Annotated in this window: 14 protein-coding genes and 2 tRNA genes; 12 read left to right on the top strand and 4 right to left on the bottom strand. The window is 36.2% G+C overall.

Features of this window, described 5'->3' with window-relative positions:
* The first annotated feature begins 1 nt into the window (after position 1).
* From holA to J4771_RS04110, 5 genes are all read left to right on the top strand, one after another.
* Complete coding sequence (gene holA, locus J4771_RS04130) at positions 2-1,072, top strand: DNA polymerase III subunit delta (RefSeq protein ID WP_224136717.1); 1,071 nt, start codon at positions 2-4, stop codon at positions 1,070-1,072.
* A gap of 162 nt (positions 1,073-1,234) precedes the next feature.
* On the top strand, positions 1,235-2,176 hold the full coding sequence (trxB, locus tag J4771_RS04125) for a thioredoxin-disulfide reductase (protein WP_224136714.1): 942 nt from the start codon (positions 1,235-1,237) through the stop codon (positions 2,174-2,176).
* A gap of 105 nt (positions 2,177-2,281) precedes the next feature.
* Positions 2,282-2,650 (top strand): fluoride efflux transporter CrcB, encoded by a 369-nt coding sequence (gene crcB, locus J4771_RS04120; RefSeq protein WP_224136712.1) that lies wholly within the window; start codon positions 2,282-2,284, stop codon positions 2,648-2,650.
* A gap of 109 nt (positions 2,651-2,759) precedes the next feature.
* Positions 2,760-2,847, top strand: a tRNA-Ser gene (locus J4771_RS04115).
* 49 nt (positions 2,848-2,896) lie between these two features.
* On the top strand, positions 2,897-3,295 hold the full coding sequence (locus tag J4771_RS04110) for an acyl-CoA thioesterase (protein ID WP_224136710.1): 399 nt from the start codon (positions 2,897-2,899) through the stop codon (positions 3,293-3,295).
* 15 nt (positions 3,296-3,310) lie between these two features.
* On the opposite strand, the gene J4771_RS04105 is transcribed toward J4771_RS04110, so the two are convergent.
* A complete protein-coding gene (locus J4771_RS04105; RefSeq protein ID WP_224136708.1) occupies positions 3,311-4,450 on the bottom strand; it encodes a methionine aminotransferase in 1,140 nt (379 codons plus the stop codon).
* A gap of 79 nt (positions 4,451-4,529) precedes the next feature.
* On the opposite strand from J4771_RS04105, the gene J4771_RS04100 reads away from it, so the two are divergent.
* Together J4771_RS04100 and J4771_RS04095 are read left to right on the top strand one after the other, a co-directional pair.
* Entirely contained in the window at positions 4,530-5,534 is a 1,005-nt protein-coding gene (locus J4771_RS04100) for a M28 family metallopeptidase (protein WP_224136706.1), read from the top strand.
* A gap of 142 nt (positions 5,535-5,676) precedes the next feature.
* A tRNA-Arg gene (locus J4771_RS04095) sits at positions 5,677-5,751 on the top strand.
* Positions 5,752-6,134: 383 nt separating this feature from the next.
* Here J4771_RS04095 and uvrA read toward each other — a convergent pair.
* Positions 6,135-8,924, bottom strand: coding sequence for an excinuclease ABC subunit UvrA (gene uvrA, locus J4771_RS04090; protein ID WP_224136704.1), 2,790 nt, complete (start codon positions 8,922-8,924; stop codon positions 6,135-6,137).
* 150 nt (positions 8,925-9,074) lie between these two features.
* On the opposite strand from uvrA, the gene J4771_RS04085 reads away from it, so the two are divergent.
* The 5 genes from J4771_RS04085 to J4771_RS04065 all read left to right on the top strand — a co-directional run bounded on the left by J4771_RS04085 (position 9,075) and on the right by J4771_RS04065 (position 13,028).
* The gene (locus J4771_RS04085; protein WP_224136700.1) at positions 9,075-9,404 is read left to right on the top strand and encodes an ArsR/SmtB family transcription factor; all 330 of its coding nucleotides are present in this window, start codon (positions 9,075-9,077) and stop codon (positions 9,402-9,404) included.
* A gap of 64 nt (positions 9,405-9,468) precedes the next feature.
* Positions 9,469-10,305, top strand: coding sequence for an arsenite methyltransferase (locus tag J4771_RS04080; protein WP_224136698.1), 837 nt, complete (start codon positions 9,469-9,471; stop codon positions 10,303-10,305).
* Between the two features lie 20 nt (positions 10,306-10,325).
* Positions 10,326-11,351 (top strand): ACR3 family arsenite efflux transporter, encoded by a 1,026-nt coding sequence (gene arsB, locus J4771_RS04075; RefSeq protein ID WP_224136696.1) that lies wholly within the window; start codon positions 10,326-10,328, stop codon positions 11,349-11,351.
* A gap of 5 nt (positions 11,352-11,356) precedes the next feature.
* Positions 11,357-11,773 (top strand): arsenate reductase ArsC, encoded by a 417-nt coding sequence (locus J4771_RS04070; protein ID WP_224136694.1) that lies wholly within the window; start codon positions 11,357-11,359, stop codon positions 11,771-11,773.
* A gap of 187 nt (positions 11,774-11,960) precedes the next feature.
* On the top strand, positions 11,961-13,028 hold the full coding sequence (locus tag J4771_RS04065) for a DUF2891 domain-containing protein (protein WP_224136692.1): 1,068 nt from the start codon (positions 11,961-11,963) through the stop codon (positions 13,026-13,028).
* Between the two features lie 178 nt (positions 13,029-13,206).
* On the opposite strand, the gene J4771_RS04060 is transcribed toward J4771_RS04065, so the two are convergent.
* Together J4771_RS04060 and J4771_RS04055 are read right to left on the bottom strand one after the other, a co-directional pair.
* The gene (locus J4771_RS04060) at positions 13,207-14,364 is read right to left on the bottom strand and encodes a DUF4349 domain-containing protein (protein ID WP_224136690.1); all 1,158 of its coding nucleotides are present in this window, start codon (positions 14,362-14,364) and stop codon (positions 13,207-13,209) included.
* 184 nt (positions 14,365-14,548) lie between these two features.
* Positions 14,549-16,144: a peptide chain release factor 3 gene (locus tag J4771_RS04055; protein WP_224136688.1), complete on the bottom strand. Its 1,596-nt coding sequence runs from the start codon at positions 16,142-16,144 to the stop codon at positions 14,549-14,551.
* Positions 16,145-16,220: the final 76 nt, after the last annotated feature.

Here is a 16,220-nt window from a genome sequence, read left to right as displayed (position 1 = left end):
TATGAAAGAGTTAGATTTAATCCTCAAAAATATTAAAAATAAGGAGTTATTGCCGATTTATTTTTTCCACGGTGAAGAACCCTATTTCATGGATGTGGCGGTGAAATCCTTTGAAAATGATGTATTGGAGGAAAGCGAAAAAGATTTTGGGCAAACAGTGGTTTATGGAAAAGACACGAACTTGGAGGAAATCATTTCATTGGCTCGACAGTTTCCAATGTTTGGTGAGTTAAATTTAATTATAATTAAAGAAGCTCAGGATTTAGTTTTTAGCGTCACGAAGAAACAGGAAGAAGCAGGAAAAGAAAATCCAGGAGTAAAAGCACTTTTGAATTATATTCAGAATCCAACTCCCACAACAGTTTTGGTTTTTGCTCATAAGTACAAAAAAATTGATACCAGACAAAGCTTAGCAAAAAGTTTGTCTAAAAATAAAATGCTTTTTCTTAGCGAAAAAATGAAGGATTGGGATGTCCCGAAATGGATTGATAATGAAATCAGAAATCTCGGCATCAAAGCAAAACCTAATATTCCTACGTTGCTTTCAGAATATTTGGGAACCGACCTTTCAAGGATTTCCAACGAGTTGAACAAGCTCAAAATTATTTTGAAGGAGGGTGAAGTTCTTGACGAAAAAATTATTGAAACCAATATCGGAATCAGCAAGGATTTTAATGTGTTTGAACTGATCAAAGCACTGGGAAAAAAGGATGAGGCAAAAGCATTCAAAATCGCTCATTTTATCGGAAAAACTCCGAAGCAGAATCCGTTTGTGATGATGATTGGGAATCTTTATAACTTCTTTTCGAACTTGGTTATTTACCATACGATGAATGGTCAAAATGCGCAAACCATCGCTTCAACAATGGGAATAAATCCTTATTTCATCAAAGATTTTGCGGAAGCGGCGCGATATTACAATTTGAAACATTGCACCCGAATTATCTCGATTTTACGTGAAATCGATTTGAAAAACAAAGGTTTAGGCGCCATCAACATGGATGAAAGCGAACTGTTGAAGGAAATGGTATACAAAATTTTGAATGTGGATCAATTTAAGGTGAAGCTTTGATTATTTAAGTTTTGTAATTTTTCAAACAATTTTAATCAAACACCCATCTTCCAACATCCAACATCACAATTGACAAAATTCATCGCAAAATAATTCCACAACCGAAAATAATTCACGATTTTTGAAATCTCTTAAACTTAATCTCAACCTTAATCTTTTTTAATGGAACAAAATATTTTAGACTGCGTCATTATTGGTTCCGGACCTTCCGGATTTACAGCGGCTATTTATGCAGCAAGAGCAGATTTAAAGCCAGAGCTTTACACAGGTCTTGAACCTGGAGGACAATTAACTACAACAACCGAAGTGGATAATTTCCCTGGTTATCCCGACGGAATTACAGGCCCTCAAATGATGCTGGATTTGCAAAAGCAAGCCGAAAGATTCGAAACCAAAGTTCATTACGAAATGATTACCAAAGCCGAATTTTCTACTGAAGTTGGTGGAATTCATAAACTTTGGGCAGGAAATAAAGAAATTTTGGCAAAGTCTGTAATCATTTCAACCGGTGCGACTGCAAAATATTTAGGTTTGGATGACGAGAAAAAATATGCTGGAGGTGGGGTTTCTGCGTGTGCAACTTGCGACGGGTTTTTCTACAAAGGAAAAGATGTGGTTGTAGTTGGAGCCGGAGACACTGCTGCCGAAGAAGCAACTTATTTGGCAAAACTTTGTAATAAAGTAACAATGTTGGTTAGAAAAGACCATTTCAGAGCTTCTAAAGCCATGATTCATAGAGTGAACAATACACCGAATATCGAAGTGAAATTCAACCACGAACTTATCGGGATTGAAGGGGAGAATTCTTTAGTAGAAAGAGCGGTTGTCATCAATAATCAAACCCAGGAAACTGCTAAAATAGACGTTCATGGAATTTTCATCGCAATCGGACACAAACCCAATACGGACATCTTCAAAGGTCAAATTAATTTGGATGAAAACGGCTATATCAAAACTGTTCCTGGCTCAACCAAAACCAATTTACCGGGTGTTTTTGCAGCGGGTGATGTTCAGGACCATATTTATCGACAAGCAATTACCGCAGCAGGAAGCGGTTGTATGTCGGCAATGGATGCAGAAAAATATTTGGCAGAATTAGAGTAAAAGTTGGTGAGTTTGAGGGTAAGAGCGTTTGAGTGATTTCTGTGTAATTTCTGTGCGCTTTTCTATTCTAACCATTGTACTCTCAAACTCTCAAACCCTCAAACTATGACAAAACAATTATTATACATATTCCTGGGTGGCGGTTTTGGGAGCGTTTTGCGTTTTCTGGTTTCTAATTTTACCCAAAAATTATGGAACGTTAATTCATTTCCCATGGGAACATTCATTGTAAATATGGTCGGTTGTTTTCTGATCGGAATTTTTAGTACATATTTTCTGAAGATTGACAATTACTTAAAATTTCTTTTAATCACAGGATTTTGTGGAGGGTTTACAACATTCTCAACCTTTTCTGCGGAGAATATTTCACTTTGGCAGAACGGAAACTATGGTATCTTAATTTCTTACATTTTATTGAGTGTTGTTCTAGGTTTTTTCTTGGTTTATTTGGGCATAAACATCTCGAAAAATTAATTTTTTCCTTTTGACTATGAACGATTTGACAGTTTTTCTTAAAAATAATTTGGTCAATTTATAAAAGCGTTTTATATTTGCACCACTGAAAATGAGAAATCATTTTTCTGGAGAAATGGCAGAGTGGTCGATTGCGGCAGTCTTGAAAACTGTTGACTGTAACAGGTCCCGGGGTTCGAATCCCTGTTTCTCCGCCAAAATAAAAGTCTTGAACATTGTTTAAGACTTTTTTTGTTGAAATATTTAATGAATTATTTTTGCTTCATGAAACTTGTTCACACTAAAGAAATTGTTGTTTCGGATGAACATCTGGATGAACTTAACCACGTAAACAATGTGCAGTTTGTGCATTGGGTGGAAGAAATGGCAAAAGAACATTGGGAATTGTTGAAGCATCAAACCAATTATTCAGAAGACTTTTGGGTAATGCATGACCATCATATTCAATACAAAAAGCAGGTCTTTAAAGGTGAAAAACTCTCCATGAAAACCTATCCGGAAAAACCGGAAGGATTAAAACAGCCTAGAAAAGTAGAGTTTTACAGAGATGGTGAACTCGTAGTTGATTCCAGAACGCTCTGGATTATGTTCGATAAGCATACCGGAAAAATCAAACGGATTGAAAAGGATTGGCTTGAATTTTAGTTCTAAATCAATTTGTTAAAAAAAACTTCTCAAATTTTTTGCTGCTTCAGCGATCGTTTCTTCCTTCTTAGAAAAACAAAATCTCACGGAATTAGTAGTTGTTGAATTTTTGTAAAACGCAGAAACTGGAATGGTAGCGACTTTTCCTTTTTCAGTCATCCAAACTGAAAAATCTTTGTCATTTAAGTCTGAAATATCTTCGTAACCTAAAATCTGAAAATATCCTGCTTCCGCTTTTTGCTGTAAAGTGAAAGGTAAATCGTTGAATTGCTCAATGAAAAAATCACGTTTTTGCTGCATCAATGTTCTGTTTTCTTCCACATCAAAAATTTCTAAATATTTTGCTAATGCATATTGTGCAGGTGAATTTACGCTGAAACTCAAATACTGATGGATTCTTCGGTATGCAGCAGAGAGTTCTTCCGAAGCCACAACGTAGCCGACTTTCCAACCGGTGACATGAAACATTTTTCCAAAAGAGAAAACGCTGAAACATTGTTCCCGAAGTTTCGGATGGTGAAATGCAGAATAAAATTGATGGTTATCATAAGTCAGAACATCATAAACTTCATCGGAAATCACAATAACATCGGTGTCTTTTACCAAATCTGAAAGTCTGTTGAAATCTTCTTCCTTCCAAACTTTTCCTGACGGATTGTGTGGCGAGTTGATGATGATTGCCTTCGTTTTGTGATTCATCGCTTTTGCTAAAGCTTCGAAATCAATTTCAAAATTTTCTTTCAAAGCCACAAAAACAGGAATTCCACCATTAATTTCAATGGCGGGAACATAAGAATCATAACACGGTTCCAAAACAATTACTTCTTCTCCAAACTTTAAAATTGCAGCAAGAGCAGTGTAAATTCCGTAACTCGCACCGGGAGAAATCGTGATGGTGTCTTTAGTTAAAGAAATTGGGTTTTTTCTGTTCGAGTTGAAGGTCATTAAATTCTCAATCAATAAAGGACTTCCTGTCGTTGGTGCATATTGATTGAAGTTTTTTACGGTGGCTTCAAACAAAAGTTTTTTCAAACGTTCATTAATTGCATAATCGGGAAAACCTTGTGAAAGATTAACGGCATTGTGTTTTAAGGCTAAAACAGTCATCTCCGAAAAAATCGTCAAATCAGAACCGGAATGTTTTCTTTTAATCATATTCAAATTTAATGATAATTGTTTAGAAATAGTTTCTGATAAATATTTGCTACATTTAACCTTCCAAAAAAATATTTATATGAGAAAGTTTCTGATTCCGCTAGTTTCGGCGGTTTTGTTGACAAGTTGTGCAACCAATCTTTCATACACGGGCTCAACTTTTAAAAACTCCTACAATTCAATCACCGCAAATGAATTGAAAACACATCTCCATGTTGTTGCTTCTGATGAAATGCAGGGAAGAGATACGGGAAGCGAAGGTCAGAAAAAAGCGGGTAAATATTTGATTGGTGAATATGAAAAAATGGGTGTTTCTCATCCTGAATCAATGAGTTCCTATTATCAAACCGTTCCTAAGGAAGCTTTGCAGGGCAGAAGAGGAAATCTTCCAGAATCAGAAAATATTTTAGCGTTTATTGAGGGAACAGAAAAACCGGAAGAAGTCATCGTGATTTCTGCCCACTATGACCATGTTGGAATGAAAGATGGCGTAATTTACAACGGAGCCGATGATGACGGAAGCGGAACTGTGGCTCTTCTGGAAATTGCCGAGGCTTTTCAGCAAGCAAGAAAAGCGGGGAAAAGTCCTAAACGTTCAGTTTTGTTCTTACATGTAACCGGCGAAGAACACGGACTTCTTGGTTCAAAATATTATTCCGAAAATCCTATTTTTCCTTTATCGAATACAGTCGCGAACTTGAACATCGATATGATTGGAAGATGCGACAAAGACAACTGCGGAAAAGATTATGTGTACGTGATCGGTTCGGAAATGCTCTCATCTGAATTGAAAAAAATCAATGAGAATGCCAATTCAACCAACACGAAATTGTTTCTCAACTATAAATATGACGACCCGAAGGATCCCCAAAGATTGTATTACCGTTCCGACCACTACAATTTTGCAAAACATGGAATTCCGGTGGCCTTTTTCTTTGACGGAATCCATGAAGATTATCACCAACCAACCGATGATCCTGAAAAAATTGATTACAGCGCGTTACAGAAACGAGCACAACTTGTTTTCGCAACCGCTTGGGAATTGGCGAACAGGAAGGATAGGATTGTGGTGGATAAGAAATAGTGGGTGCGTTTGTGAGTGGGTGCGTAATTGAGTAAATTTTGAAATCAAATTTTCAGAAAACCAATTAATTAAATTTCAACATCAAACTCCCAACTCTAAACTCAGCCACTCAATTACTCACCAACACAACCACTCAAAGCAAGGCTCCATAGTTCAACGGATAGAATAGAAGTTTCCTAAACTTTAGATCCAAGTTCGATTCTTGGTGGAGTCACCAATAAGAGAATCCGTTCTTTAGAAACGGATTCAATAGATAAAACATCTCATTTTTTAGTTAGACAACAACAAAAAAGAGAAGCCGACAATGCTTCTCTTAAATTTTTATATTAAGGATAATAGTTCTGTAAACAGACGTAGAAGAGAAAATTGTTTTCACCTCAATTTTATTTCATGTTAAATGTAACACTTTTTTCATTACAAAATATGAACCAAATGTTAAAATTCACAAGTTACTAACATTTTATTGTGGAAAATGCTGATAATCAACGCTCTAATTTTTTGGTATTAAGTCTCCATAGGTCTAATTCTTTAAATGGTGAAAAACTTGAATTAGCTGCATAACATTACCTATTTTGTCTTATATCATTTTTATTTTTTTAATTATGACAGTTTTTCATTCAAATATTTGGCGGTATGCGACTTCTTCTCTTTTACCAAATCTTCAGGAGTTCCCGCAAAAACTACTTCGCCACCATTTTTCCCTGCTTCAGGACCGATATCAATAATGTAATCTGCAGATTTTATGATATCGGGTTGATGCTCAATCACAATTACAGAATGTCCTAATTCAATTAAAGCCTGCAAAGATTTCAGCAATTTGTTGATGTCGTGAAAATGAAGTCCTGTTGAAGGTTCATCAAAGATAAATAACGTTTTATCCGTTGTAACTCCTTTAACTAAAAACGATGCCAATTTCACACGTTGCGCTTCACCGCCGGAAAGCGTAGAAGAACTTTGACCAAGTTGAAGATAACCTAAACCTACTTCCTGCAAAGGTTTTAGCTTGGTGACAATTTTCTCCTCGTGATTTTCATGGAAGAAGTCCAACGCTTCATCTACGGTCATGTGAAGAATATCTGAAATATTTTTTTCATCGAATTTCACTTCCAAAATATCGTTTTTAAAACGGGTTCCTTTACAGGTTTCACATTCCAATTCTATATCTGCCATAAACTGCATGGAAACGGTGATGACACCTTCACCTTTGCATTCGTCGCATCTTCCGCCATCAACGTTGAAGGAAAAGTGTTTTGGTTTCAAACCCTGAACTTTCGCCGATTTTTGCTTGGAATACAAATCCCGAATATCGTCATACGCTTTCAAATACGTCACGGGATTCGAGCGGGACGATTTTCCGATGGGATTTTGGTCGATGAGTTCAATGTTTTTCACCAACTTTTTTGGAAATTCAACCGAATCGTAATCTGCTTTTTTTCCACCCATTCCCAACTGGATTTGAATGTCGTTCGTCAAAATTTCCTTCATCAAAGTCGATTTTCCGGAACCGGAAACTCCTGAAATCACGACCAAACTTTCAAGCGGAATGTCAACATCAATATTCTTCAAATTATTTTGTCGCGCTCCTTTTATTTTAATCCAATCTTTAGGTTTTCTACGCGTTTCGGGAACTTTTATTTCTAATCTTCCGGTTAAATATTTTGAGGTTAAAGTATCCGCATTTTTCAATTCCTTGAAATCTCCTGCAAAAACCAATTCGCCGCCCAAAAATCCTGCTTCCGGACCGATGTCGATAATGTAATCTGCTGCTTTCATCACGTCTTCATCATGCTCTACAACGATTACGGTATTTCCTAAATCGCGAAGATTTTTTAACACTTCAATTAAATTTTCGGTGTCTCTTGAATGAAGTCCAATCGAAGGTTCATCCAAAATATAAATCGAGCCAACCAACGAACTTCCGAGTGAAGTCGATAAATTAATTCTTTGACTTTCACCGCCGGAAAGGGTATTTGAAGTTCGGTTTAAGGTCAAATATCCCAAACCCACCTTATCTAAAAACTCCAAGCGAGTGGTGATTTCATACAACAAACGTTTTGCAATTTCTGCATCGTGTTTGTTGAGTTTTAAGGATTTAACTAAAGGTAAAAGTTCATCCAACGGAATCTCAATCATCGACTGAATATTGTGTCCATCGATTTTTACCCAAGAAGTTTCTTCACGCAAACGCAAACCTTCACAAGTCGGACAAAGCGTTTTCCCGCGATATCTCGAAAGCATCACGCGATACTGAATCTTGTAAAGATTTTCTTCCAACATTTTGAAAAAAGCATTAATGGAAGGAAAATTCCGTGAGTTGTCGCCTTTCCACAAATAATTTTTCTGTTCTTTCGTGAGCTGAAAATAAGGTTTGTGAATCGGGAATTCGCTTCCAGCTTTTTTGATGAAAGCTTTTTTCCATTCGCTCATACTTTCGCCTTTCCACGAAGCGACTGCATCTTCATACACGGAAAGATTTTTGTTCGGAATCACCAAATCTTCATCAATTCCGATGACTTTTCCGTAACCTTCGCATTCTGGACAAGCTCCGTAAGGATTATTAAAGCTGAAAAAATGAACATTCGGTTCTAAAAATTCAATTCCATCCAATTCAAATTTATTGGAGAATTCTTTGATTTTCCCCGTCTCAATATTTTTTAAAGAACAGTAACCGTGACCTTCGTAAAACGCCATCTGAATGGAATCGGCGAGACGTTGAAGAAAACTTTCGTCTTCCTCGTAACTGAATCTGTCAATGACCAACTGAATTTCCATATCCTTTTCAGGAACGAAACCGAAACTTTCCAAATCCTCGATTCCTGCAACATTTCCGTTCACTTCAAGCCTTGTAAAACCTGAAAGTTTCAAGGTTTTCAATTGCTCGGAAAATTTAGAAATTTCGAAATTTAAAGGCGCTCTCAAAAGAAAAGTTTGTCCTTCATTTTTTTGAATAAAATCAATCACATCAGAAACAGAATCTTTTTTCACTTCATCACCTGAAATCGGTGAATAGGTTCTTCCAACCCTTGCAAAAAGCAGTTTCAAATAATCATAAATTTCGGTAGAAGTTCCAACCGTAGAACGGGGATTTGAAGAAATCACTTTCTGCTGAATCGCGATAGAGGGAGCTAAACCTTTGATGTCGTCGATTTTTGGTTTCTCTAATTTACCTAAAAACTGTCGCGCATAAGAACTCAAACTTTCCACATATCTTCTTTGTCCTTCTGCATAAATCGTGTCAAAAGCAAGCGACGATTTTCCACTGCCGGAAACGCCTGTAATGACGATCAGTTTGTTTTTCGGAATGAGTACGTCGATGTTTTTCAGGTTGTTAAGATGTGCATTCTTAACGAAAATCTGTTTTTTTATATCTATTTCTGTAGTTGTAGCCATGGTAAAATTCAACCTGCAAATTTACGCAAAAAAGAGGGTTTAAATTGGAAGTCTGATGTTAAAAAAATGCAAATAAATCTTTGTCAGTTTAAAATCATATTGTAATATTGCAATATAAAAATATTACTCATTACTCATTACTCATAAAATATGGGCGTAACAAAAACAGAACATTTCACACAGGAACAAAACGACATTGCGATTTTGTTGAAAGCATTGGCTCATCCTGCAAGAATTGCAATTATAGAATATTTGTTATCCGTAGATTCATGTATTTGCAACGATATTGTGGATGAAATAAAATTGGCGCAACCGACAGTTTCGCAGCATTTAAAGGAACTGAAAAATGCGGGAATTATACAAGGCGAGATTGACGGAAAATCAATTTGCTATTGCATCAATCCTGAAAGTTTCAAAAAAATGGAGCACTTTATCGACCAAATTTTTCACAAAATCCATCAACAAAATAATTGCTGTTGAAAAAGCTGCAAGCAGGATGATGGAAGCAGGAAGATAAAATATTAAACAAAAGAAATCAAACAAAATGAACAACTCAGAAATCAAAGAAATGGTAAAGCAAAAATATTCTGAAATTGCTTTACAGGACAAAGAAACCAACGCTTCATCTTGTTGTGGAGCAGGTGGTTGCAGCACCGAAGTGTACAACATTATGAGTGAAGAATATGATGAACTCAATGGTTATAATCCCGATGCAGATTTGGGTTTAGGTTGCGGTTTGCCGACAAACTTTGCCAAAATTAAAAAAGGCGACACCGTGGTAGATTTAGGAAGTGGAGCGGGAAACGACTGTTTTGTCGCACGTGCAGAAACAGGCGAAACCGGAAAAGTAATCGGAATCGATTTCACAGAAGCCATGATTGAAAAAGCGAGAACCAACGCAGAAAAATTAGGCTTTAATAATGTGGAATTTCGACAGGGAGATATTGAAAAAATCCCGATGACTGCGAACGTTGCAGATGTTGTGGTAAGCAATTGCGTGATGAACTTGGTTCCCGACAAACCCAAAGCTTTCAGTGAAGTTTACCGAATTTTGAAACCAAGCGGACATTTTTCGATTTCGGATATTGTTTTGGTGGGCGAACTTCCCGAAAAGATAAAGTCGGCGGCGGAAATGTATGCAGGTTGTGTTGCAAGTGCGATTCAGAAAGAAGATTATTTGAAAATCATCGAAAATTCCGGCTTTAAAAATATTTCTTTACAAAAGGAAAAAGCGATTATTGTTCCCGATGATATTTTGAAAAATTATTTGAACGAACAAGAAATCGATGAGTACAAAAACTCTAATTCCAAGATTTTCAGCATCACGGTTTACGCAGAAAAAGGTGAGAATTGTTGTGATCCAAATTCAGGCTGTTGCTAACTTTTTAAATTAAAGTGATCATGCAGACCAAACTAAAATTCTTGGACCGCTATCTCACGCTTTGGATTTTTTTAGCGATGATTTTAGGGGTACTGATGGGAAATTTTTTTCCAAAAATTCCCAAGTTAATCAATGATTTATCAATTGGCTCTACAAACATCCCAATTGCACTGGGACTTATTCTCATGATGTTTCCACCTTTGGCAAAAGTGGATTATTCATTACTACCGAAAATTTTTCAGGACAAAAAAGCCATAAGGATTTCACTCCTGTTGAATTGGATTATTGGTCCTATTTTGATGTTTATTTTGGCGATTATCTTCCTGAGAGATGAACCGCATTACATGGTGGGTTTAATCTTGATTGGATTAGCTCGATGTATTGCAATGGTCATCGTTTGGAATGATTTGGCAGGAGGAAACCGAGAATACGGAGCGCTTTTGGTGGCGTTGAACAGTGTTTTTCAGATTTTCACGTACAGTTTTTATGCTTGGATTTTCATTAATTTTTTGCCAAAATATTTTGGATTTGGAAATTTTGATATCTCCATTCCGATGAGCGATGTGGCAGAAAGTATTTTGATTTACTTAGGAATTCCATTTGTTGCAGGTTTTTTCACGAGATATTTCTTACTTAAAAAGAAAGGTAAAAATTGGTATAATTCTCAATTTGTTCCACGAATTTCACCTTTTACTTTATATGCCCTTTTGTTTACCATCGTAGTGATGTTCAGCTTAAAAGGCGACAAAATTTTGCAATTGCCATTTGATGTTTTACGGATTGCAATTCCATTGACCATCTATTTTTTAGTCATGTTTTTCGTGAGTTTCTTTGTGAGCAAATACTTGAAAATACCTTATGACAAAAATGCGTCAATTGCATTTACAGCTACAGGAAACAATTTCGAATTGGCAATTGCGGTGGCAATCTCAGTTTTCGGAATTCACTCCGGAGAAGCATTTGCAGGTGTAATTGGTCCATTAATCGAAGTTCCCGTTTTGATTCTGTTGGTTAAAGCAAGTAAAAAATTAATCTATAAAATTTAAAGAGTATGAAAAAAAATGTTCTAGTCCTTTGTACCGGAAATTCCTGTAGAAGCCAAATCATGCACGGTTTTTTAGAAAAATTCGCAGGTGAAAAAGCCAAGATTTACAGCGCGGGAATTGAAACCCACGGATTAAATCCAAATGCGGTAAAAACAATGAAAGAAGTAGGAATCGATATTTCTCATCATACTTCCAATAATATTTTGGAGTATAAAGATGTTGAATTCGACTTTATTATCACCGTTTGCGACCACGCAAATGAAAACTGCCCCTATTTCCCTGCAAACGCACTTAGGTTGCACCACAATTTTAAAGATCCCGCAAAAGCAAAAGGAACAGAGGAGGAATTAAGGAAAGAATTTGCAGAAGCTCGGGATGAAATTCAAAAATATGCCCAAAATTTTGTTGAAAAATATCTTTAATTAATTTTGCCACTATACTAAATTTTTGCAATATTTGTAATGCAAATTAAAATCAATCAATGTTATGACAAAGTTATTCAAACAGCTTGTTACGCATTTGATGAGAAAAAGATAGTAAAGAGTTAATATGCAGTTCCGCGGAGCTGCATTTTTTTATGGGTTAAATTATTTGTAATATTTTTAGGGTATGAAAAAGATTCTAATTCTTTCTTTGTTTTTTGCGTTGAATTTCAGCGCACAACAAATCCCCATTTTAACTGATGAAATCGCTGCAAAATTGGCGGAAAAACCCGTGAAATGCATCAATCAGGAATATCCGAATAAAACGGCGCACGTTATTAATGCCGAAAAAGATGCCGTTTTAACTCCGCTTCAACTTCATCCTAGTTTTTATGGCTGTTTCGATTGGCATTCCTCTGTTCATGGACATTGGATGTTGATTCGGCTTTTAAAAACAAAAACAAATCTTGCCAATCACAAAGAAATTGAAAGAATTTTGGATGGTTCTTTTCAACCCGAAAAGATAATAGAAGAAGCCAAATATTTCACCAAATATGAAGTCGCCTCATCTTTCGAGAGAACTTACGGCTGGGCGTGGTTATTGAAATTGGATGAAGAGCTCGCAACTTGGAACCATCCCAAAGCAAAAGTTTGGCATCAGAATCTGAAACCTTTAACAAATGAAATTCTTCGTCTTTGGAAAATTTATCTCCCAAAACAAACCTATCCAAATCGAACAGGCGTTCACCCGAATTCTGCATTTGCATTGAGTTTCGCCTTGGATTGGGCAAGAGCGACCAACGATAAAATTTTTGAACATCAGTTGGTTGAAAAAGCAAAATATTTCTACTTAAACGACAAAAAAACTCCCGCTTATTTGGAACCCGATGGAAGCGACTTCTTTTCTCCAAGTTTGCAAATCGCCGATTTGATGCGAAGAATTCTTCCACAAAAAGAGTTTGTAAAATGGCTGAACAATTTTTACGAAAAACGAAGTTTAGAAAATATCGAGAAAATTCCCGTAATCAGCGATATTAACGATTATCAAACGGTTCATTTGGTTGGACTTTCTTTTACTAGAGCGTGGTGTATGAAAGGAATTTCCAAAGCACTTCCCGAAAATCACAAGTTGAAAAAACAGTTTGCAGAAAGCTCGGATAAATTTTTGGCGAATGCTTTGCCACTTTTATTTCATGGAAATTATGGTGGCGACCATTGGTTGGCAAGTTTTGCGGTATACGCGTTGAGTGAGTAAAATTTTTTTACCGCAAAAGAAACAAAAGATTTTATTCTTCGAGTTGGGAACAAAAGTCTGCTAAATTAAAGTAAACCGATATTGGAAACAAAAAGAACTCCGTAGGAGTTCTAAATTTGTAGTTTAATGATGAAAAATAGAAAGGAAGCTCTGTAGGCGCGACAAGTTTTTCTTCAAATTAATTTTTCGGCAAATATTTAGAATAATCAGGTTCGTCATTCTCCTCTTTTTCCTCCGCTTGAACATTTTCTGTTGAAGTCTGATTTTCTGTTGGATATTGCGTTTTCTGCTGATTGAGCATCATTTGTCGTTCAAATTCTTCCCGTGCTTTTCTCTTTTTATTGCGGTCGATGAAATACCAAATCACAATTCCAATCAAAAATATGGGCCAAAAAGGAAGCAGGAAAAGCAAACCGTCTCCCAAAACTTTAAACCCTTTCATAAATGCATTGGAAGATTTATCACTGAATGTATCGGTTTTTTCACCATTTGTTTCAGTTTTAGTTATGGGATTATCGGCAAAATTTTCATTTTGAAGTAAAGTAATTTCCACGTCACACATTTGTCCCGAAACATAATCTTTTCCTTCAGTTTCGGTGTTTTTCATTTTAATCTCGCCAAGATTTGAAGCAGAATTTACCAATTGGTCAAAGGAAGAAATTGGAACTTTCACAGTGAAATATTCTTTAGAAATCCCTTCTGTTTGTGAAAAATTTTCGGTAATTAAATCGGCATTGCTTTCCCTGATTTTCTGTTTTAACAAAGCTTTTGAATCTGATAGATTTTCCACCTGAATTTCAAGTTTTCCTGTTTTGACCATAGGATTTTTTTCAACAATTGGCGGTGCAACTTGCGGTTGAGTTTGAGGCTCAGATTGATTTTGAGGTTGAGGTTTCGGATGCGAATTTTGATTGGCTGATTTTGTTTGTTTCAAAATTTTGTCTGCAGTTTTTGTCAAGACAACTAACGGACTTTCTCCTTTATTCAGGGCATCGTTCGCAGAATCTAAAGTTTTTACGACATCAGTTCCCGTTTTTACTTTGTTGGTTATTTTTTCAATTTCTTTATTAATCGAATCAATTTTCCAACCACCTGATTTAATCGTGGAATCAATCGCTTTTTTCTGTTTTTCAATTTCAGGAATAATGACTTTTTTGGTGATTCCGTCGTCACTATTTATCGTCTTTGAAATGGAATCCAATGTTTTTATACCGTCATTTGCTTTGGTGAAAAGGGAATCGGCTCTTTTAATATTGTCCGTTGTTTGTTGGATGGAGTTTTTATCGCATGAAACTAAAGCCGTCGCAATAAAAACGGAAAGAAAAATTTTCTTCATTTTCTGATTTAAAATTAAAACGAAAATAAGGAATCAAAATGTATTCCTTTAAAAATCGAAATTGAGTCGATTTGTTAATAATGTATTAAAAATCAAAACTTTGCAAATCATTTTACAACAACTTTACAAAAAAAGAATCTTCAAAAGTGAAGATTCTAATATTGCTCTCATTACTAATTGCTCATTACTCATGCTTAAATTCCGAAATAAAATGCAGTTTCACATTCGGAAATTTCTCCTGCGTCATGTGAATCGTAAACGAAGAATCTGCCAGAAAAACCAATTGTCCATATTTATCTCTCGCCATAAATCGCTGTTTCAAACGTGCAAATTCTTTGAATTCTTCCGATTTTTCATCCGCTTCAATCCAGCACGCTTTGTGAATGGAAAGTGGTTCGTAAGTACATTTCGCGCCATATTCATGCTCCAAACGATACTGAATTACTTCAAACTGAAGCGCACCAACTGTTCCGATAATTTTTCGGTTGTTCATTTCCAAAGTGAAAAGTTGCGCCACACCTTCGTCCATTAATTGGTCGATTCCTTTCGCCAATTGTTTTGCCTTTAAAGGGTCGTCGTTATTAATATATCTAAAATGTTCGGGCGAGAAACTCGGAATTCCTTTGAAGGAAAGTTTTTCACCGCCTGTCAAAGTATCTCCAATTCTGAAATTTCCCGTGTCGTGAAGTCCGACAATATCTCCAGGAAAACTTTCATCCACCACTTCTTTCTTATCAGCGAAGAAAGCGTTTGGGGAAGAAAATTTCATTTTTTTACCGTCACGAACCAACAAATAATTTTCATTTCTCTTAAAAGTTCCCGATACGATTTTCACAAAAGCCAATCTGTCGCGGTGTTTCGGATCCATATTCGCATGGATTTTAAAGACGAATCCTGTGAAATTTTTCTCATCAGGTTTTACCAAACGAGTGTCGCTTTCTTTTGGTTGCGGCATCGGTGCAATTTCGATGAAGGCATCTAAAAGCTCACGAACCCCGAAATTATTCAATGCAGACCCAAAGAAAACCGGCTGCAAATCACCGTTCATATAATCTTCACGATTGAATTCGGGATAAACGGATTGAATCAGCTCAAGTTCTTCTCGCAAAGTTTCCGCTGCTTTTTTTCCAATGGCATCATCAATTCTTGTGTCATTGATGTCATCGAATTTTACAGATTCACCAACTTTCTGTTTTTTCTCCTCTAAAAACAGTTGAATATTATTTTCCCAGATATTATAAATTCCCTGAAATTCGCTTCCCATCCCAATCGGTAAAGAAAGAGGAACGACTGTTAAACCTAATTTTTGCTCCACTTCGTCCAACAAATCGAACGCATCTTTTCCTTCACGGTCCAATTTATTGATGAACACAATCATCGGAATGTTCCGCATTCTACAAACCTGAACGAGTTTTTCAGTTTGTTCTTCAACACCTTTTGCAACATCCACCACAACGATTACAGAATCCACCGCCGTTAAAGTTCGGTACGTATCTTCCGCAAAATCTTTGTGACCGGGTGTATCTAAGATATTGATTTTACGACCTTTATATTCAAATGCCAAAACCGAAGTCGCCACGGAAATTCCACGCTGTCTTTCAATTTCCATGAAATCGGATGTTGCGCCCTTTTTAATTTTGTTCGATTTTACAGCACCTGCTTCCTGAATCGCACCTCCAAAAAGCAGCAGTTTTTCCGTTAAAGTTGTTTTCCCTGCATCGGGATGCGCGATAATTCCGAAGGTTTTTCGTTTTTCTATTTCTTTGATTAAATCAGACATATTGAATTTTATGGGTGCAAAAATCGTATTTTTTTGCGAGATTTGAAAACTTTCCTTGTCGCCACCAATGCACGAA

The sequence above is a fragment of the Candidatus Kaistella beijingensis genome (assembly GCF_020084865.1).
Lineage (GTDB): Bacteria > Bacteroidota > Bacteroidia > Flavobacteriales > Weeksellaceae > Kaistella > Kaistella beijingensis.
Note: the sequence above shows the minus strand (reverse complement) of the source record. Positions and strands in the feature narration are given on the sequence as shown.